Origin of the sequence: Novosphingobium sp. B-7 (assembly GCF_000410615.1) — a bacterium.
Classification (GTDB): domain Bacteria; phylum Pseudomonadota; class Alphaproteobacteria; order Sphingomonadales; family Sphingomonadaceae; genus Novosphingobium; species Novosphingobium capsulatum.
In genome coordinates this window covers 462-18921 of record NZ_KE148453.1, presented here as the reverse complement: position 1 = coordinate 18921, position 18460 = coordinate 462, and the positions used below count along the sequence as shown (strand labels likewise).

At 65.5% G+C, this 18460-nt stretch carries 18 protein-coding genes and 1 pseudogene; 10 read left to right on the top strand and 9 right to left on the bottom strand.

Features of this window, described 5'->3' with window-relative positions:
• From H926_RS0120090 to H926_RS0120075, 4 genes and pseudogenes are all read left to right on the top strand, one after another.
• Positions 1–713 (top strand): annotated as a pseudogene (locus H926_RS0120090) (aldehyde dehydrogenase (NADP(+))); the annotation flags it as partial.
• 29 nt (positions 714–742) lie between these two features.
• Positions 743–1741: an AraD1 family protein gene (araD1, locus tag H926_RS0120085; RefSeq protein ID WP_022677876.1), complete on the top strand. Its 999-nt coding sequence runs from the start codon at positions 743–745 to the stop codon at positions 1739–1741.
• Between the two features lie 3 nt (positions 1742–1744).
• On the top strand, positions 1745–2671 hold the full coding sequence (locus tag H926_RS0120080) for a Gfo/Idh/MocA family protein (protein WP_022677875.1): 927 nt from the start codon (positions 1745–1747) through the stop codon (positions 2669–2671).
• A 35-nt stretch (positions 2672–2706) separates the two neighbouring features.
• A complete protein-coding gene (locus tag H926_RS0120075; protein WP_022677874.1) occupies positions 2707–4272 on the top strand; it encodes an alpha-N-arabinofuranosidase in 1566 nt (521 codons plus the stop codon).
• Positions 4273–4380: 108 nt separating this feature from the next.
• On the opposite strand, the gene H926_RS0120070 is transcribed toward H926_RS0120075, so the two are convergent.
• Positions 4381–6615: a TonB-dependent receptor gene (locus tag H926_RS0120070; RefSeq protein WP_022677873.1), complete on the bottom strand. Its 2235-nt coding sequence runs from the start codon at positions 6613–6615 to the stop codon at positions 4381–4383.
• 438 nt (positions 6616–7053) lie between these two features.
• Between H926_RS0120070 and H926_RS0120065 the strand changes: the two genes are divergently transcribed.
• The 6 genes from H926_RS0120065 to H926_RS0120040 all read left to right on the top strand — a co-directional run bounded on the left by H926_RS0120065 (position 7054) and on the right by H926_RS0120040 (position 13140).
• Positions 7054–8067: a sugar phosphate isomerase/epimerase gene (locus H926_RS0120065; protein WP_043610597.1), complete on the top strand. Its 1014-nt coding sequence runs from the start codon at positions 7054–7056 to the stop codon at positions 8065–8067.
• Entirely contained in the window at positions 8067–8456 is a 390-nt protein-coding gene (locus H926_RS0120060) for a DUF6379 domain-containing protein (RefSeq protein WP_022677871.1), read from the top strand. The genes H926_RS0120065 and H926_RS0120060 overlap by 1 nt, the downstream gene beginning before the upstream one ends.
• Positions 8457–8471: 15 nt before the next feature.
• Positions 8472–8972 (top strand): nuclear transport factor 2 family protein, encoded by a 501-nt coding sequence (locus tag H926_RS0120055; protein ID WP_022677870.1) that lies wholly within the window; start codon positions 8472–8474, stop codon positions 8970–8972.
• A gap of 171 nt (positions 8973–9143) precedes the next feature.
• The gene (locus H926_RS0120050; RefSeq protein ID WP_022677869.1) at positions 9144–10247 is read left to right on the top strand and encodes an LLM class flavin-dependent oxidoreductase; all 1104 of its coding nucleotides are present in this window, start codon (positions 9144–9146) and stop codon (positions 10245–10247) included.
• A 5-nt stretch (positions 10248–10252) separates the two neighbouring features.
• A complete protein-coding gene (locus tag H926_RS0120045; RefSeq protein WP_022677868.1) occupies positions 10253–10810 on the top strand; it encodes an NADPH-dependent FMN reductase in 558 nt (185 codons plus the stop codon).
• Complete coding sequence (locus tag H926_RS0120040) at positions 10807–13140, top strand: glycoside hydrolase family 3 C-terminal domain-containing protein (RefSeq protein ID WP_022677867.1); 2334 nt, start codon at positions 10807–10809, stop codon at positions 13138–13140. The genes H926_RS0120045 and H926_RS0120040 overlap by 4 nt, the downstream gene beginning before the upstream one ends.
• Before the next feature lie 163 nt (positions 13141–13303).
• On the opposite strand, the gene H926_RS0120035 is transcribed toward H926_RS0120040, so the two are convergent.
• The 8 genes from H926_RS0120035 to H926_RS29225 all read right to left on the bottom strand — a co-directional run.
• Positions 13304–13855: an ATP synthase subunit B gene (locus tag H926_RS0120035; protein ID WP_022677866.1), complete on the bottom strand. Its 552-nt coding sequence runs from the start codon at positions 13853–13855 to the stop codon at positions 13304–13306.
• On the bottom strand, positions 13848–14342 hold the full coding sequence (locus H926_RS0120030) for a H+-transporting two-sector ATPase subunit B/B' (RefSeq protein WP_022677865.1): 495 nt from the start codon (positions 14340–14342) through the stop codon (positions 13848–13850). Before H926_RS0120030 ends, H926_RS0120035 begins: the two co-directional genes overlap by 8 nt.
• 86 nt (positions 14343–14428) lie before the next feature.
• On the bottom strand, positions 14429–14656 hold the full coding sequence (locus H926_RS0120025) for a F0F1 ATP synthase subunit C (protein ID WP_022677864.1): 228 nt from the start codon (positions 14654–14656) through the stop codon (positions 14429–14431).
• A 59-nt stretch (positions 14657–14715) separates the two neighbouring features.
• The gene (locus H926_RS0120020; RefSeq protein ID WP_022677863.1) at positions 14716–15498 is read right to left on the bottom strand and encodes a F0F1 ATP synthase subunit A; all 783 of its coding nucleotides are present in this window, start codon (positions 15496–15498) and stop codon (positions 14716–14718) included.
• A 91-nt stretch (positions 15499–15589) separates the two neighbouring features.
• Positions 15590–15907: an AtpZ/AtpI family protein gene (locus tag H926_RS0120015; RefSeq protein WP_022677862.1), complete on the bottom strand. Its 318-nt coding sequence runs from the start codon at positions 15905–15907 to the stop codon at positions 15590–15592.
• A gap of 209 nt (positions 15908–16116) precedes the next feature.
• Positions 16117–16509, bottom strand: coding sequence for a YdbL family protein (locus H926_RS0120010; protein ID WP_022677861.1), 393 nt, complete (start codon positions 16507–16509; stop codon positions 16117–16119).
• 1 nt (position 16510) lies between these two features.
• The gene (locus H926_RS29230) at positions 16511–16699 is read right to left on the bottom strand and encodes a YnbE family lipoprotein (protein ID WP_231627680.1); all 189 of its coding nucleotides are present in this window, start codon (positions 16697–16699) and stop codon (positions 16511–16513) included.
• An 86-nt stretch (positions 16700–16785) separates the two neighbouring features.
• Positions 16786–18460 (bottom strand): YdbH domain-containing protein (locus H926_RS29225; RefSeq protein ID WP_192816567.1); only part of this gene is annotated, 1675 nt, incomplete at its 5' end.

The window sequence follows — 18460 nt, the reverse complement described above, 5'->3', positions numbered from 1 at the left end:
CGTTCGTCGCCTCGCTCACCATGGGCGCCGGGCAGTTCTGCACCAACCCCGGCCTGGTCCTGGCGATCGCCGGCGAGGGCCTCGACGCCTTCCTGGCCGCCGCGCGCGAGGGCGTGGGCCAGGCCCAGCCGCAGACCATGCTGACCAGCGGCATCCACGCTGCCTATGAAGCCGGGGTCAAGGCGCTGGTCACGGCCCCCGGCGTGGAAGCCGTGGCGACCGGCCCAATGGGCGAAGGCCCCTGTGGCCAGGCCGCGCTGTTCGTCACCACGGCCCAGGCCTTCCTGGCCGACAAGGCGCTCGGCCACGAAGTGTTCGGCGCCAGTTCGATCGTGGTGACCTGCGCCGATGCGGCGGAACTGGCCACGGTGCTCAAGGGCTTGGAAGGCCAGCTGACCGCCACCCTGCACATGGACGCTGCTGACGAGGCATTGGCAAGCGAGCTGCTGCCAATCCTGGAACGCAAGGTTGGCCGCATCCTGGCCAATGGCTGGCCCACCGGCGTCGAAGTGTGCCATGCCATGGTGCACGGTGGGCCGTTCCCGGCCACGTCCGATCCGCGCACCACCTCGGTCGGCAGCCTGGCGATCGATCGCTTCCTGCGCCCGGTCAGCTACCAGAACCTGAGCCAGGCGGTGTTGCCAGCCGAACTGACCGATGCCGTACGCGGCGATGGCGCGCCGCGCCTGATCGACGGCACGCTCACGCTCTGATCCCCTTCTCTCGCGAAAGATCCTCTTCCATGGCAACCCGCCTTCTTCAGCATCGCAGCGCCGATGGCACGCGTCGCGTGATCCTGGCCACCGATGACAGCGCCGTGTTCCTCGACAGCCCCGCGACGGTGCGCGAGCTGGCCCAGGCGGCGATCGCCGCCGGGCACAGCCTGGCCGATGCCGCTGCCGCCCGAGCCGGCAGCCAGGCGGTGGACATCGCCGCCGAGCTCGCCGCCGGCACGCTGCTGCCCGCGATCGACCATGATGACACCGCGCGCGTCTGGTTGACTGGCACCGGGCTTACCCATCTTGGTTCAGCCGAAGGGCGCGACAAGATGCACCGCGATGCCGCGCAGGCCGAAAAGCAGACCGATTCCATGCGCATGTTCCTGGAAGGGCTGGAGGGTGGCAAGCCCGCCGCTGGCAGCGAAGGGCAACAACCGGAATGGTTCTACAAGGGCGATGGCACGCAGCTGGTCGGCCCGGGCCAGCCGCTGACGATGCCGGCATTTGCCAAGGATGGCGGCGAGGAACCGGAACTGGCCGGGATCTATCTGATCGGTGCCGATGGCACGCCCTGGCGCCTGGGGCTGGCACTGGCCAACGAGTTTTCCGACCATGTGACCGAGCGCCACAACTATCTGTGGCTGGCCCATTCCAAGCTGCGCCAGGCCGCGCTGGGCGCCGAACTGCTGCTGGGCAACCCGCCCGCCGACGTTCGCGGCACCAGCCGCGTGCTGCGCGATGGCGCCACGCTGTGGGAAAAGCCGTTCCTTTCGGGCGAAGACAACATGTCGCACAGCCTGGCCAACCTGGAACACCATCACTTCAAATACGGGCTGTTCCGCCGGCCTGGCGACATTCACGTGCACTTCTTCGGCACGGCCACGCTTTCATTCAGCGACGGGATCAAGACGCAGGAAGGGGACGCCTTTGAAATCGCGGCTGCGCCCTTTGCCCTGCCGTTGCACAATCCGCTGGCGCGCGCAGCGGCCGGCCCCGTGCCGTTCGCAGTCAAGGCGCTCTAAACCATGGGCCCGATCCGCATTGCCGTGGTCGGCATGGGCAAGATCGCCCATGACCAGCACCTGCCCGCGATTGCCGGCAACCCGGCCTTTACCCTGGCCGCAACGGTCAGCCGCAGCGACAGCGGCGTCGACGGCGTGCCGCATTTCCACACGCTTCAGGCTTTGGTCGATAGCGATGTGGCGATCGATGCCGTGGCGCTCTGCACTCCGCCGCAGGCGCGCTATGATCTGGCGGCGCTGGCGCTGGACAAGGGCCTGCACGTGTTCCTGGAAAAGCCGCCGGGCGCCACCCTGGCCGAAGTCGATGCGCTTGTGGCCCATGCCGCCAAGGCCGGCACCACGCTGTTTGCCTCGTGGCATTCGCGCTATGCCGCAGGGGTGGCGTCGGCGCGCGCCTGGCTCGCCGACCGGCAGATCACCGGCGTCAAGGTGATCTGGCGCGAGGATGTGCGCGTGTGGCATCCGGGCCAGGCGTGGATCTGGGAGCCAGGCGGCCTGGGCGTGTTCGATCCGGGGATCAATGCGCTCTCGATCATCACCCACATCCTGCCTGATCCGTTCTTCCTGGCCGAAGCCACGCTGGAAGTACCGGAAAACCGCGCTGCCCCGATTGCGGCAGACCTGCATTTCCGCGATTCTCGCGGCACGGCCATCCACATGGATCTCGATTGGCGCCAGACCGGCCCGCAGAGCTGGGACATCGTGGTGGAGACCGCCGATGGCACGCTGCGCCTTGCCAACGGCGGTGCGGTCCTGACCCTGCCGGGCGAAACCCTGCGCCACGACGACCACGAATATCCTGGCCTCTATGCCCGCTTTGCCGATCTCGTCGCGCAGGGGCAAAGCGATGTCGACACCCGCCCCCTTACCCTGGTGGCCGATGCATTCTTGCGCGGCAAACGGCTGGTGACAGACGCCTTTTTCGATTGATCCCGCCCCCTTCGCAAACAAGGACGCGCCCTCGCATGATCAAGATGCTTCGTTCCGCCGCCGCCGCGCTGCTCGCCGCCACTGCCCTGGCCACGCCGGCGCTGGCCGATACCGGGGGCACGCCCACCACCGCCACGCTGCACGCTGACAAGCCCGGCCCGACCTATGACCGGCATATCTTCACCCAGTTTGCCGAGCATCTCGGCAACGGCATCTATGGCGGGCTGTGGGTAGGCAACGACAAGTCCATCCCCAACACCAACGGCTTTCGCAACGACGTGGTCGGCGCGCTGCGTGATCTCAAGGTGCCGATGGTGCGCTGGCCGGGCGGCTGCTTTGCCGATGAATATCACTGGCGCGAAGGGATCGGCCCGCAGGCCAAGCGCCCGGTCAAGGTCAATACCAACTGGGGCGGCGTGACCGAGCCCAACAGCGTGGGCACGCACGAATACTTCGAACTGCTCCGCCAGATCGGGGCGGAGGCCTATATCTCGGGCAACGTGGGCAACGGCACCCCGCGCGAAATGGCCGAATGGATCGAATATGTCACCGCGCCAGCCGGCAGCTTGGCCGACGAGCGCGCCCGCAATGGCCACAAGCAGCCTTGGGCCCTGCCCTATTTCGGTATCGGCAACGAGTTGTGGGGTTGTGGCGGCAACATGCGCGCCGAATACGCGGTGGACGAAACGCGCCGCTATTCCGCGTTCATCAAGCCTGTGGCCGGCACGCAGATCCTGCGCGTGGCCTCTGGCGCCAATGCGGATGACACCAACTGGACCGAAACCATGATGCGCGGGGCCCGCGACCAGGTCGATGGTCTGTCACTGCATTATTATACCGTGCCTGGCCGTGGCACCTGGCCGCCCAAGGCGCAGCCGGTTGGTTTTGACGAGCACGACTGGGCCGATGCCCTCGCAGGGGCGCGCCGGATCGACGATCTGCTCGCCCGGCACACGGCGATCATGGACAAGTATGATCCGCAAAAGCGCGTGTTCCTGGCAGTGGACGAATGGGGCGCCTGGTATGCCCAGGATGCCGGCACGCACCCCGGCTTCCTGCGTCAGCAGAACAGCCTGCGCGATGCGCTGATCGCCTCGACCACGCTGGACATCTTTGCCCACTATGCCGATCGCGTGCGGCTTTCGGCGATCGCGCAGATGGTCAACGTGCTGCAGGCCATGATCCTGACCGACGGCAAGAAGATGGTGCTGACGCCCACCTATCATGTCTTCATGATGTACCGCCCGTGGCAGGATGCCACCGTGCTGCCGATCGACATCGTCACGCCATGGTATGCCAAGGACCAGTTCACGATGCCGGCGGTGAGCGGCTCTGCCGTGCGCGACAAGGCTGGCGTGGTGCACGTGGCCCTGTCCAACCGCGATCCATCCCAGGCCAATACGGTGACGATCAAGCTGGATGGCATCGCCGCCGCCAGCGCGAGCGGCCAGGTGCTGACCGGCGCTGCGATCGATGCGCACAATACCTTTGCTGCGCCCGATACCGTGCACCCGATGCCGTTCAGCGCGGCAACGATCCAGAACGGCGTGCTCAGCGTCACGCTGCCCGCCAAGTCGGTCGTGGTGCTCGACCTGCGCTGATCTCCAGCGCGCCTGCTTAAACAAATGGTGCCGGGCCGCTGTCCCGGCCCGGCACCTGGAAGGCCAGCCCGGCATGCGCCGGGCTGGCCTTTTTCCGTTGTGTGGCGATCAGATCTTGAAGCCGAAGCGCACGCCATAGGTGCGCGGCGGCTGGAACTGATAGGTATTGAGGCGCGAGTTGAAGTTCTGCGCCGCGTAGGCGAGCACGACCTTGTCACCCACGTTGCGCACGAACGCCTGGAGCGTCCAGCGCGCCCCCTCGGGAGCATACTGCAGCGACAGGTTGCCGGTCACATAAGGACGCGACTGCGTGTCGTAGGTGTTGAACACCGAGTAGTAGAACGAGGAGCTGTACTTGGCATCGGCGCGCGGGGTCAGCGTGCCACCGAAAGCCGGGATGGCATATTCGATGCCGCCCGAGACAGACAGCTTGGGCGCGTTGGGCAGCTGGTGGCCACCGATGCTCTGCGGCGTGCCACCACCATCGTTGACGGTGATGTTGTCGCCAAACCGGGTGTGCAGCCACGCAGCGTTGAGGTCGATCCGCCCGCCTTGGCCGAACAGGGCCACGGCCTGCGCTTCGGCGCCATAGATCTTGGCCGTACCGACGTTGAACGTGCCGGCCGCGCCATTGAGCGAGTCTGCCGTCTGCGAAGCCTGGTAACCGCGATAGTTGAAGTAGAACGCCGAGGCGTTGAGCTGCAGGCGGTTGCCCATGAAGCGGTTCTTGGTGCCCACTTCGAACGCGTCGAGGGTTTCGGGGCCATAGGGGATCGAGGCTGCCGAACCGTTGGAGTTGAACCCGCCCGACTTGTAGCCGCGATCATACTTGGCATAGACGAGCGAATTGCTGGCGGGGGTATAGTCCAGGCCCACGTGCCAGGTCGGCTGCGACTTGGTCATGCGGCCCGCACCATCGGTGAAACCCTTGGTGAAGGGGAAGACAAAGCCCCATTCCGGGAAAGCCAGCGCCGGATAATTGAGCGTGGCGCCGCCGGTGCGCACCTTTTCATCGCGGGTATAGCGCCCGCCGACGGTGAGCTTCCACTGATCGCCCAGCTTGTAGGCGATCTGGCCGAACACCGCGTCAGACTTGGTCTTGACGTTGTAATCGAAGTGGATGCCGTAGGTGTTGGAAAAATCCAGGAACGACAGCGGGCCGCCGGGCGCATAAGGGCCGGTCATCGCCAGGTTATAGATCCCGGAATTGATCGTGTTGGTTTCCTGGAAGTGGAACAGGCCAACCTGGAAGAACAGCGGGTTGTTCGACCCGTTGGACAGGCGCACTTCATGGTTCCAGGTGGTGGGTGCCTCGTGCTGGATGAAATTGCGGATCGCCGGATAGGCCGGGCCCGTGGCATCGAGCTTGTGCGCCCAGGTCTGCTTGTCCCATCCGCCAGCATAGGTCAGCGTCAGGTCACCGGCAAAGTTGGCCACGGTGCCTTCCCAGCGGATACGATCGCCCTTTACCCGGTTAGACGTGAGCGCCTGGTTGGGAAAGCTGCGCGCGTCGCCGAAATCGGGGCGTGTGCCCAGCGCCGCAACCATCGCCACGTCGCCCACGTTGCGGATGTCGTCATGCTGGTACGACGCCCAGAGCTTGACGTTGTCGGTCGGCTTCCACTGCAGCTGTACGCGGCCGGACGAGGTATTTTCATCATCCCCGTCCAGGTTGATGCCGGTGAGGTGGCGATAGCCGTCGTGCTGGCGATGGATGCCCGAGAAGCGCACGGCCAGCGTGTCGGTCAGCGGCACGTTGCCGCCGGCTTCCACGTTGAGCGCGCGATAGTTGCCAACCTCGAACGAGCCATAGGCGCCCGCGGTGTCGCTGGGCCGGTTGGTGATCAGCGAGATCAGGCCACCGGTGGAGTTACGGCCGTTGAGCGTGCCCTGCGGGCCCTTGAGCACTTCGATGCGGGCGATGTCGTACATCGAGGTGCCGATGGAGAACGAGCGGTTGGTATAGAACCCGTCGCGCGCGATCGGCACGGAAGGATCGCCGATTTCGGTCACGTCGGTCGACGCGATGCCGCGCACGGCGACATAGGCCGAACCCGAGCTGGTGCTGAGATTGACGCTGGGATCGACCGTGGCGAGCGACTGCACGTTGCTGATGCCCTTCTGGGCCAGATCCGCACCGGTATAGACGGTCAAGGCCACAGCAGTCTTCTGCGCCGAGCTCTCGGTGCGGTTGGCCGTGACGACGATTTCAGCAAGGCCATCATTATTGCCGCCCGTGCTGCTGGCAGCATCTTGCGGCGCGGCGCCATCCTGCGCGTGCGCAACCGTGGCAATCGTGGGCATGCTGGCACCGATCAACAGTGCCGCGATCAGGCGGTTCATCCGACGTCCTCCCCTTTTGAGCATAGCGAGATCGTGACTCGCCATTTATAAAATCAAAATGCTGGTTCTTATTATGGCGGATGGAATTTCCGGTCAAGATGGTTTGACGCAGATCAACCGCGCGGCATTTTACCGTTATTTTCCAACAGTTTGATCCATAAAAAACCACATCTTGACAGAGCGGCCGGGGAAAGCGATACGAAGATCAATAAGAACTAAAGTTCTAATTATGGCGTGGCGCCTGCCCGCCGCTGGGGAGAGCCATGATCACCACCGCCTTCGTTCCGCGCCACGCCACCGGGCCGGCCACAACGGCGCCGGCAGTGTCCCGCAGCCGCCAGCGCGCGGGCCTCGCGCCGGCCGCGCCAGTTCCATCCCGTTTCCTTTCCCAGCGTGCAGCCCGTCGCTGCCGCCCCTCCTGACGGAGCCATGAAAGCCATGTCCAAGATCCAACGGGGCGTCAGCCTCTACTCGTTTCAGGAAGAGCTCTTCCTGGGCACCATGAGCGTGGAGGACTGCATCGCGTTTGGCAGTTCGATCGGCGCCAAGGGCATCGAAATCCTGCCCGAGCAGAACATGCCCGAATTCCCCAACCTGAGCGATGCCGACGTGGCGCGCTGGCAGGACATGCTGGCCCGCCATGGCGCGCATTTCACCTGCTATGACATGTTCCTCGATACCAAGCTGCGCAAGGATCGCCCGATGAGCGATGCCGAGCAGGTGGAAAGCATCGTGCGCGACATCAAGCTGGCCAACCGGCTGGGCATTCGCAACATGCGCGTGCTGGTGTTCGTGCGGCCCGATATCCTGGCGGCCTGCGTGCCCTATGCCGAGCAGTATGACGTGCACCTGGGCGTGGAAGTGCACGCGCCGTGGCATCTCGAACATGCCTGGATCCTGCGCACGATCGACGAAGCAGACCGCCTGGGCACCCGTCACCTGGGCATCCTGCCCGATATGGGCATCTTCATGAAGCATTATCCGCCGGCCTTCCGCGCGCGCTTTGAACGCCAAGGCGCGCGGCCCGAGGTGACGCAGTTCATCGTGGACAGCCACGAGGCCAAGATCATGGCCGAATACACGATCTACGAAGTGGCCGTGAAGATGGGCGGCAACAAGGCCGAGGTGGCCATGGCCGAGACCCTGCGCCACGCGCCCTATGCCAACCCCAAGCGGATCGGCAATTACGCCCCCTATTTCCGGCACATCCAGGCCAAGTTCTATGAAATGGACGAGGACTGCACCGACCCGTCGATCGCCTATGACGAGGTCATCCCCGAACTCGTCAAGTGCGGCTGGGAAGGAACCCTGTCGAGCGAATACGAAGGCAATCGCTGGATCCAGGACGTGCACCCGGTGGACAGCCGCGAGCAGGTGCGCCGCCAGCATGTGATGTTCGAGCGCCTGATCGACCAGGCAGAAGCCGCATTCGGCGCCAAGGAGACCGTGTGATGTTCGACAAGTACCTGATCGATGCCGCCACGGTGCGCAACATCGGCCCGGCGGAGGCGCCGACCGGCTTCGCGTTCGAGGCCAAGCTGGGCTATTACCGCGGCCTGACCCTGTCGATGATCGAAGAACTGGCGATCACGCTCGATGGCGTGGAACTGCCGCGTGAAGCGGTGCAGTTCGATGAGGGCCAGGGCCCGATCACGCTGGATGCCATGGAAACCGCCTATGACCGGCGCTGGGCATTCGGCACGCCGGCCACGATCATCGTCAACCATCCCGGCGGCTTGCCGGCGGGCGAACACACCCTCGCGCTGCGTCAAAAGCTGCGCGTGTCCTACCTGCCCTTCCCCGCCTTCAACACCGACGAAAAGACGGTGCAAACGGCCTGAAAGGATAACGACGCCATGCATGCTGCCATCAAATCTGCGCTGGCCCTGGCCCTGTTCACCGGTGCGATGGCAGCATCGCATGCCGTTAACGCCAAGCCCACAGCGCCGCACCACATCGCCACGACCACCGCTGCTGCGCGCGAAACCGCCCGCAACCGGGCGATCATCACTGACTTTGCCCGCCGCTTCTATACCCTGCGGCAAGTACGCACCGCGTTCGAAGCCTATGTCGCGCCGGATTATATCCAGCACAATCCCGGGCTTGGCGATGGGCGCGAGGCGGCCATCGCGGCGCTCACACCGATGTTTTCCGACCCCGGGCACAGCTTTTCGATCCGCCACATCGTGGTCGATGGCGATCTGGCGGCGATCCACATCTTCGTTAAGCCCGACCCGGCAGCGCGCGGCGCGGCCGTTGCCGATTTCTATCGCCTGAAAGATGGAAAGATCGTCGAGCACTGGGACGTGATCCAGCCCATCCCCGAAAAGGCCGCCAACCCTCATCCGATGTTTTAATCGCCAGGCAGGCAAACGCGGCGCCGGCGCACCCCGCGCCGCCCGGAAATGCGGCTAGACAAACAATAATAATAGTTCTAATTCTAAATAGCATCAGCCGCAGCGCGATCGGGGGGCACGGGCGTGTTCCGAAAGTCCACGCCGGCTGCGCCGACTTCTTGGGGAGAGATCATGCGTTTTTCCGTGTTCCTGAATGCCCGTTCGATGAGCCCGGCCGAGGATGGCCGGTTGATCACCGACCTGATCGACCACGCCGAACAGGCCGCCGCCAACGGGTTCGAGGCGATCTTCATGCCCGACCACCACTTCAACGGCTATATGCCGGTGGCGAGCGACAGCTTCATCCTGGCCGGCTATCTCGCCGCGCGCCTGCCGCAGATGCACTTTGGCTTTTCGGTGGTCTCGGTGCCGCTGCACCATCCCGTGCGCTTTACCGAGCGCGTCAACGTGCTCGATCATCTCACCAAGGGCAAGCTGCTGGTCGGCGTCGGTTCGGGCACCACGCCCGAGGAAATGATCGGCTTCAACGTCAACTACAAGGACGCCGGCCCGCTCGCCGAAGCCAATCTTGCCGTGGCCGAGGAGCTGTGGGCCAAGCGCATGGATGATCCTGCGGTGCGGATCGACAACGGGCCCTACCAGGGCCGCGTGCTGCAACGCATCACGCCCTCGCCCTATGGCGAACAGCATGCCCGGCTGATGCCGGTGGCGATGAAGGAAAGCAGTGCCCGACGCGCCGCCCGCCATGGCTGGCCGGCCTTCATCCCCGCGTTCACCCCGCCCAAGATCGGCGGCACCGAACCGTTCACGCATGTGAAAAAGTACTTCGACATCTACAAGGGCCTGCTGCTGGAAGCCGGTCACAGCGATGACGTGGTCAAGGATGCGCTGTCGTGGACGACGCACACCTATCAGGCGGTGCACGTGGCCGAGACCGACGAGCAGGCGCGCGAGGAACTCATGGTGATCCTGCGTTCCTACCAGGACGCGATCGAGCGCGAGGCCGAATTCAACGCCCGCGCCGAAAACGATGAAGCCAATACCAAGACCGACCGCACCCCCAACGCGCTGACCGACGACTGGATCGGCACATGGTGTCTCTATGGCTCGCCCGAAACGGTGATCGAGCATCTGCGCCCCTATGCCGAACTGGGCATCGGCAACGTGCTGTGCGGCACCACCACCGGGCCGCTGACCGCCGAGCGCCTGCGCCTGGGCAAGCAGACGCTTGACCTGATGGGCAGCAAGGTCATCCCGGCCCTCAAGGGAGCGTGAACGCCATGAAGATCGTGGGGATCGGCGGAACCCTGCGCGATGGCTCCAGCACCGAACGCCTGGTGGCGGCGGTGCTGGACGCGTGCGCAAGCATGGGCGCCCAGACGCAGATGTTCGGTGGCAGCGCCTTGAAGGCCCTGCCCCATTTCAACCCGGAAAGCACCGAACGCACCACGGGCGAGCGCGCCCTGGTCGATGCCGTGCGTGATGCCGACGCGGTGGTGATCGGTTCACCCGGCTATCACGGCGGGGTATCGGGCCTGGTCAAGAACGCGATCGACCTGCTCGAAGACTTGGCGCGCGACGCACGCCCCTATTTCGATGGCCGCCCGGTCGGGCTGGTGGTGAGCGCCGCCGGCTGGCAGGCCACTGGCGTGACCCTGGCCGCGCTGCGCGGCATTACCCATGCCATGCGCGGCTGGCCCACCCCATTGGGCATTGCCGTCAACACCGTGGCGCAAAAACCATTCGCCGCCGATGGCAGCCTGGCTGATCCCGAAATCGCCGCAGCTGTTGCCATGCAGGCCCGTCAGATCATGCAATTTGCCAAAGGTGCCGCATGACGCTTTCCCTTGCCGACGCCGCCCGCCTCACGGCCGGCGCCACGATGTGGACCACCGGCGCCGTTCCCGAACGCAACGCCCGCAGCCTGATGCTGGCCGATGGCCCGATGGGCGTGGCCAGCGGCCGGGTGGACGAACGCGACGTTTCCGTGCTCACCCCCGCCCCGGTGGCGCAGGGCGCCAGCTGGGATCTCGATCTCGTGGCGCAGATGGGCGCGCTGGTGGGCAACGATGCCATCACCATGGGTGTCGATGCGCTGCTTGCACCCAACGTCAACATGGCGCGCAGCCCGCTCGCCGGGCGGGCGTTCGAATACTATTCGGAAGATCCGCTGCTTACCGGGCTGTGCGGCGCGGCCTGGGTGCGGGGCATCCAGTCCACCGGCACCGCTGCCGTGGCCAAGCACTTTGTCTGCAACGACAGCGAGACCCAGCGCGACACGATGAACTGCGTGGTGGACGATGCCACGCTGCGCCAGGTCTATCTGCTGCCATTCGAAATGGCCTGCACCGCCGGCTGCGGCGGCATCATGACCGCCTACAACCACGTCAACGGCGATTGGTGTGCCGAGGCTTCGGGCCCGCTGGCCATCGTGCGCGATGAATGGGCCTATGGCGGCGTGCTGATGAGCGATTTCTTCGCCACGCATTCCACCGCGGCCACGCTCAACGCCGGGCTGGACCTGGAAATGCCCGGCCCCGCCCGCTTCCTGGGTGCCAAGGCGGAAGATGCCGTGGCCCAAGGCCTGGTCAGTGCAGACCGTGTGCAGGACGCCGCCGAACGGGTGATCCGCTTCAACCAGCGTTTTGGCGGCGCCAAGACACCCGCCACGCTCGATAGCGAGGAACTGCTCACCGCCGGCGCGGCGGCAGGCTTCGTGCTGCTGCGCAACGATGGCCTGCTGCCGCTCGCGCCGACGATCCGCACGCTGGCGGTGATCGGCCCCAATGCCACGGCGCCGTGCTATCAGGGCGGCACCTTTGCCCGCATCGCCGTGACCCCGGATGCGCTCACGCCGCTCGAAGCGATCACCGCCACGCTGGGTCAGCACATGGCGATCGTACACGAACCGGGCGTCGATCCCCAGCCGCGCCTTCCCGCCATGCCGGTGACCCCGGCGCTGGACCTGGGCGATGGCTGCACGACCGGCCTGACCGTGGAATACTTCGCCGGACACGATCTCACCGCAGAACCACTCTCGCGTGAGACGCGGGCGACCAATTCGCTGGTCTGGTTCCATGGCGTGCACGATCAGGGCCGCTTCAACGAGACCGGCGCCGTGCGTGCCAGCGGCTGGTATGTCGCGTCTGGCGATGGCGCGCATCGCTTCTATGCCGGCGCAACCGGCCCGGTGGTGCTCAAGGTCGATGGCGTCGAAATCGTCCGCCGCGATGTCCAGCCGGCAGCGTCCGACATCATGGGCGTGCTCAAGGCCGGCGATGCCGCTGAAGGCGTCGTGACGCTCAGCGCCGGGCAGCGCGTGCTGGTCGAAGTGGAACTGCGTTATGCCCCGGCCCGCGTACAAGGCCTGTGGTATGGCGTGCGGGCGCCCGATACGCCCGATGCCATGCTCGCCCGCGCCATTGCCGCGGCAGCCCAGGCCGATGCCGTGGTGCTGATGCTGGGCGAAACCGCCGATGCCAGCGTGGAAAGCAAGGACCGCAGCGACACCCGGCTCGATCCGGCGCAGTTGCACTTGGCGCAGGCCGTGCGCGCGGCCAATCCGCGCACGGCGATCGTGGTCAACGTCGGCCACGCGTTTGACGCCAGCTTTGCCACGGATGCCGCCGCGTTGCTGGTGGCCTGGTATCCGGGGCAGAACTTCGGCAAGGCCCTGGCCGACGTGCTGATCGGCACGCGCGAACCCGGTGGCCGCCTGCCGATGACCCTGGCGGCGCAAGAGGCTGATTATCCCGCCTATGGCCTGACGCCTGATGACGGGGGTGACCTGCGCTATGATGACGGGTTGCTGGTTGGCTATCGCGGCCTCAAGGCGCAGGGCAATGCCGCGCTGTTTCCGCTTGGTGCCGGCATGGGCTATACCAGCTTTGCCCTGGGCGAGGCCCGCATCGCCGATGGCCGGATCGTGGTGGAGGTGACCAACACCGGCACCCACGCCGGCAGCGAGGTGATCCAGGCCTATCTGGCGCAAAGCCCCTATGCCCTGGTCGGCTTTGCCAAGCTGCACCTGGCGCCCGGCGAAAGCGCCACCGCCACGATCGAACCCAGCCCCTATATCCTGCGCAGCGTGCCGGGCAGCGATGCCGTGCCGCTGGTGGTGGGGCGCAACGCACAGGACGCCGCTTTCACGCTGCGCTTGCCGCGCTAGGCACAGCCAGCAGCAGCAGTAGACAGGCCCGGAATGCCCATGTGGCGTTCCGGGCCTTTTGCCGTGGTGCCTATCCGCGCCAAGGCGCTTTCAAGGCTGACGCAAAAAGGCCCCGTCCGGTTTCCCGGCGGGGCCTTGTTTGATGCGCCTGGCGCAGGACTGCTTAGTGGGTCAGTCCGGCAATCGCGTTGTCGACCAGCGCGCGGTCAGCATCGGCGCCGTGGCGGGCAGCGATGATCTGGCCAGCGGCCGAAGCAGCAGCAGCAGCGGCCGTGGCGCGCAGATCGTCAACCGCGGCGCGTTCGGCAGCGGCGATCTTGTCCGAAGCCATCTTCTCGCGGCGGGCAATGACCTCGCGGGTATCGGCTTCGGCCTTGGCCACGATCGCGGCGGATTCGGTGCGCGCATGCTCGAGCATGGCGGCCGCGTCCTTTTCCGCGTTGGCGATGCGCGCGGCGTATTCGGCACGCAGCGCTTCGGCTTCGGCACGCAGCGCCTTGGCATCGGCCAGTTCGCGGCGGATCGCGGCGATCTGGTTGTCGAGGCCCTTGGTGATCGTGCCCGGCACCTTCTTCCACGCCAGGATCAGCAGGAAGACGAACATGGCAGCGGCAACAATCGCGCCGGCACCGATGCCGTGGATGGTGGGTTCGGCTGCTTCATGGCCGCCGGCGTGCTGTTCGACCGTGGCGGTCGTGGCGGTCGCGTTAGCCATGAGCGAGCACTCCCTGCACCGCACCGCGCGCGTCTTCGGCCGAAACCGAAAGGCCCGCCAGGCGGCTGACGATATCCTGCGCGGCCTGCGCGGCCACGTCTTGCACTTCCCCCTGCGCGGCGGCACGGGCGGCGGCAATGCGCGCCTCTGCTGCGGCAGTGGTTTCCTCGATCCGCGCCGATGCGGCATCGAGAGCAGCCTGCGTGTTGCGGGCAGCCTCGGCCTTGGCGGCGGCGATCAGGTCATGCGCCTGGGCGCGCTGTTTGCCTTCGGCAATGCGCCAGGCCTGTTCTTCGGCGTCGGCGGCGGCCCGGGCGGCTTCCGCCGCGCCAAGATCGTCGGCGATCTGCTTGTTGCGCTGGTCGATCGTCGACACCACGCCCGGGAGCATGCCCCGGCCGATGACGAAGAAGACCAGGCCAAAGCACACCAGCAGCCAGAAGATCTGGCTGGCATAGGTAGCGGCGAGTTGGGCTATCTGGGGCATCGCGTTGGTCCGCGCTTCCTGTCTGTCGTTCTGGCCGGCCGGGTTTTACGCCGGCCGGATGTCAATCAATGGTCCGCTTCGCTGCCTCAGGCAACGAAGATCAGGATCATCGCAACGACGAACGAGAGCAGGCCCAGAAGTTCGGCGGCGGCGAAGCCGATGAACAGACGGCCCTGCTGGCCATCAGCGGCGCCCGGATTGCGCAGCGCGCCTTCGAGGAACTTGGCGAAGACGTTGCCCACGCCCAGCGAGGCCAGACCGGCGCCAATGGCAGCGAGACCAGCGCCGAGAAGCTTTGCGCTCTGTGCGTCCATGATAAAAACTCCCTCTTTGTCGTAAACCGGTGTGAAGCGGTATCAGGTGGTGGTGACGGTCAGTGAAGGTTTTCCGCGTCGTTGAGATAGACGCAGGTAAGCAGGGCAAAAACGTAGGCCTGGATGCCGGCAACCAGCAATTCCAGGGCGCAGATGCCGATCATCAGCAGGAAGCTGGGCACGCCGGCCAGGAAGAAGGTTCCCACGCCCGCATTGGTGCCCGAGATGACGAAGCCCGAGAGCACTTCGAGGAGCACGTGACCGGCCATCATCGCGACGAACAGTCGCAGGCCGAGCGAGAACGGACGCACCAGGAACGAGATCAGCTCGATCGGGAAGATCACCGGCACCATCACCGCCGGCGTGCCATGGGGCACGAACAGCGAGAAGAAGTGGAAGCCGTGCTTGGCAAAGCCCACGATCAGCACGATCGCAAAGCTCATGATCGCCAGCACACCGGTCACGGTAAAGTGGCTGGTGGCGGTAAAGGGATGGATGCCGACCAGCGCCAGCGGCAGCAGGCCGAGCAGGTTGGCAAACAGGATGAACGTGAACAGCGAGAACACGTAGGGTAGGTACTTGCGGCCCGCGTCACCGATGTTGGACTGCAGCAGCGTATCGACAAAGCCGGTCAGCCCTTCGACAGCCATCTGCCAGCGGCCCGGAACCTGGGCCTTCTTGGCGCCACCACCCACGAACACGATCAGCACCAGGGTGGTGATGACCATCCACAGCGCCGAGTTGGTGAAAGCAATGTTATGACCGGCAATCGCCCAATGATCGGTGCCAAACAGCGGCTCGATCGTAAATTGGTGTACCGGATCGACCTTTCCTTCGGCCACAGTGCTTGTCCCCGTTACGCGCAAAAACACCAAGGCGCCCCCTGCTCCGGCCAGTGTAATGGCCGGAAACCCATCGGATGCAAAGACCCGATCAGGAACGCCCGTTCGAGATCCTGATGATATTGCGGAAGGCCACGCCCATCCCCACAAACAGCATCACCAGAAGCCCCCATGGTCGCGTTCCGGCAAACTGGTCGATGACCCAGCCAATGAACGCGCCGCCCGCAAGCCCGCCGATCAGGTCGGCCAAGACCCGGTTGCCCATGCGATAGTTCGCGTCGGACTTTGCCTGGTCTGGCGTTGGCCTGCGCACCTGTTCCTTCTGGCGTGCAGCATCAAGCCGCGCGTTCAGGTTGGAAAGGCGTGCATCCTCACCGATGGGCTCTGCGTCGGTCTGTTCGTCACTCATGCCATGCTCCGCCAAAGGATCGGACAGGGTATGTCCGTTCACCCAACAGGGCATATCATGCGCAACGGCATCCCGCCGAGGGCGCCTGCCCCTTAGGCGGGGGGTTTTCCCGAGTCAACCGCCGTGCGCCGAACTTGCCACAGTTGCACGCATACGTTTGCGTCAATCTTGCGACATACCAATCGCAAGGCACTGGAAAGACGATATTTTCACAGACAGCGCGAATCCCGCTGCGGCGGCGCGCTGGTGCGGGTCTGCCAGGTGCCATTGGGCGCCTGATACTTCTCGCCCGGCTGGGTCTGGGCAATCAGCAGACAGCCCGAGGTAAAGGCATATTCCTCCACCGTCGCCTTCTGGGCCTGGGCCTTTTCGGAATAGACCGCGCGGCGCTTGAGGTTGATATCCTCGACCACCGCCTTGAGCGCGGGGCTCGGCGGGGTGACGTAGCCGAGATAGCCATCCATCTTCTCGCCCACCTGGCCGGCGGAACGCGCGGCGGCATAGGCCGGATCGCGCTGCGCCAGCGCGGCCACGGGGGCGATCGCCAGCGGCAAAGCCACGGCGGCGGCAATGAGAGCGGAAAAAGCAGTGGTGCGTGCCATCTCAGAAGATGTCCTTGTTCTTGTCGATCGTCTGGCTGGCATCCCCGGCCAGGCGATAGACGACTTCCTGCTTGATATTGATATTCAGCTCGATGACGATCGGCTTATCCGGCGCCTTGACGGAAATGCATCCGCACAGCGTTGCGGCAAACCCTGCCAGCGCGCCTGCGGCCAGAACCTTGCGCCTCACGTCAGCACCCCCCTTTTGGCCGTTGCACCCGGCAATCGTTGCAGTGCCATGATGCACGGTCAAGAGAGGGCAATGCGATTTGCGGCTCATGGCATGTTTCCACTTGCTGAAGGCTGAATGGCGGGCTGGCCGGCCGGCGAGGCGGCCGATGCTGGCGTGCGTGGCACGACGCGCCCCTTGGCATCGAGCAGGCCCACGGTGCGGGGATCGGCCACAACCGAGGGGTCATACATCGACTTGTAGGTGCCCAGCAGGCTGTAGAACGGCGCCCGGACGTTGAGATTGAACTGGATCGGCAGACCTTCGATCTGGCGCGTGAAGAAGTTGCGGCTGGCCCCTGCCCCCTGGCTCACCCCGCCGAACTGCACCTGGGTAACGAAATCGCCGGCGATATCGCCGCGCAGGGCGATGGTCATGTGCTTGTAATCCAGGGACCGCAGCGCCTGGAATGCATAGTTGGCCATGAACGAGAGGTCTTTGTAGGTCAGCGCGCCGACATACGAGACATTGCCGCCCCCGCGCGAGGCCAGCGCCCCGCCGACGATATGCCCGCCCGTGGCATCGAACACCACCGGCAGGCGCCCATCGAACGTGCCGGTGGCCGAAATATTGGCCATTTCCATATGCGAGACGAACTGCGCCGCATCCAGCCCCTCGATCACCAGGGCAAAGCGGCGTTCCTCGGCCAGGGCAAAGCGCAGCGTGGTCGGCTCGAGCGACAGGCGCCCGCCCATGAACGGCCACTGCGCGCCGTTGAGCTGCACCACCTGGCCCGCCTTGAGCTGCAGATCGACCTTGCCGTCGGTCACTTCCACGCCGGGATTGATCGAGGCAACCTTGAGGATTTGGTGCGGGGCGGTTTCCATCGCCAGCAGGTCGGTAAAGTCCAGCGTGCCGGAAAGGCCCTTCACCGGGCCGAACGCAGCGGCAAAATCCAGGCCCTGGCTGCCGAATCGGCCAGACGAGGTGACTTTGTCGCCCTGCCAGTCGATCCGCCCCTTGCCGGTGATCGCGCCGTTGGCATTGGCGATCAGGCCCAGCGCCAGGGGCGTCAGTTGCGCGGGCTGGAGGTCCTTGTCGAACACCAGCTTGTCCACCACCAGATCGGCATGGCCGGTGGCGTGCGCCAGATCATGCTCGACATTGACGGTGGTGACCGGGCGGCCGCTGCGTGCATCGCGCAGCACGGCTTGCGCGGCGATTCGCCCATCGGCCAGCGTCAGCGTGGCATCGCGCGCGGCCAGCTTGGCAAAGCGGGCCGGGCTGGCGCGATCGGTCAGGTCGAATGTGGTATTGGCCAGCGCGAGCCTGCCATCGGCAAAGCGCCAGGTGCCGGTGGCGCCCGTGATATCGAGCGGCACGGCGGCCATGCGCGCTTCCACCCCGGCAAAGCTGCCGGTGAAATCCTTGCCCAGCCGCGCGGTAAGGTCGGCCAGGGTCAGGCGGGTGGCGGTGGCCTCTGGTCCCAGCGCCACGTTGACGCCGCGCGCGGTGAGCGTGCCGGGCCAGGCCAGGCCCACGGCCCCGGTTTCCAGGCGCAGCGGGGTTTCGCCCATGCGCCCGGTCATGCGCAAGGCCGATGTGCCCAGCGCCACGCGCAGCGGCGTGCTTCCGGCAGAAACGATCGCCTGCCCGCCCACCGGGCACACCGTGAGCGTCTGCCCGTCGATCGCCATCTGGCCTAGTTCCAGCGAATCGAACGCGGGCTGAATGCAGCGCCGCCACAGCGCCAGCGCGCCATGGCGGCCATAGGCGCCGTTG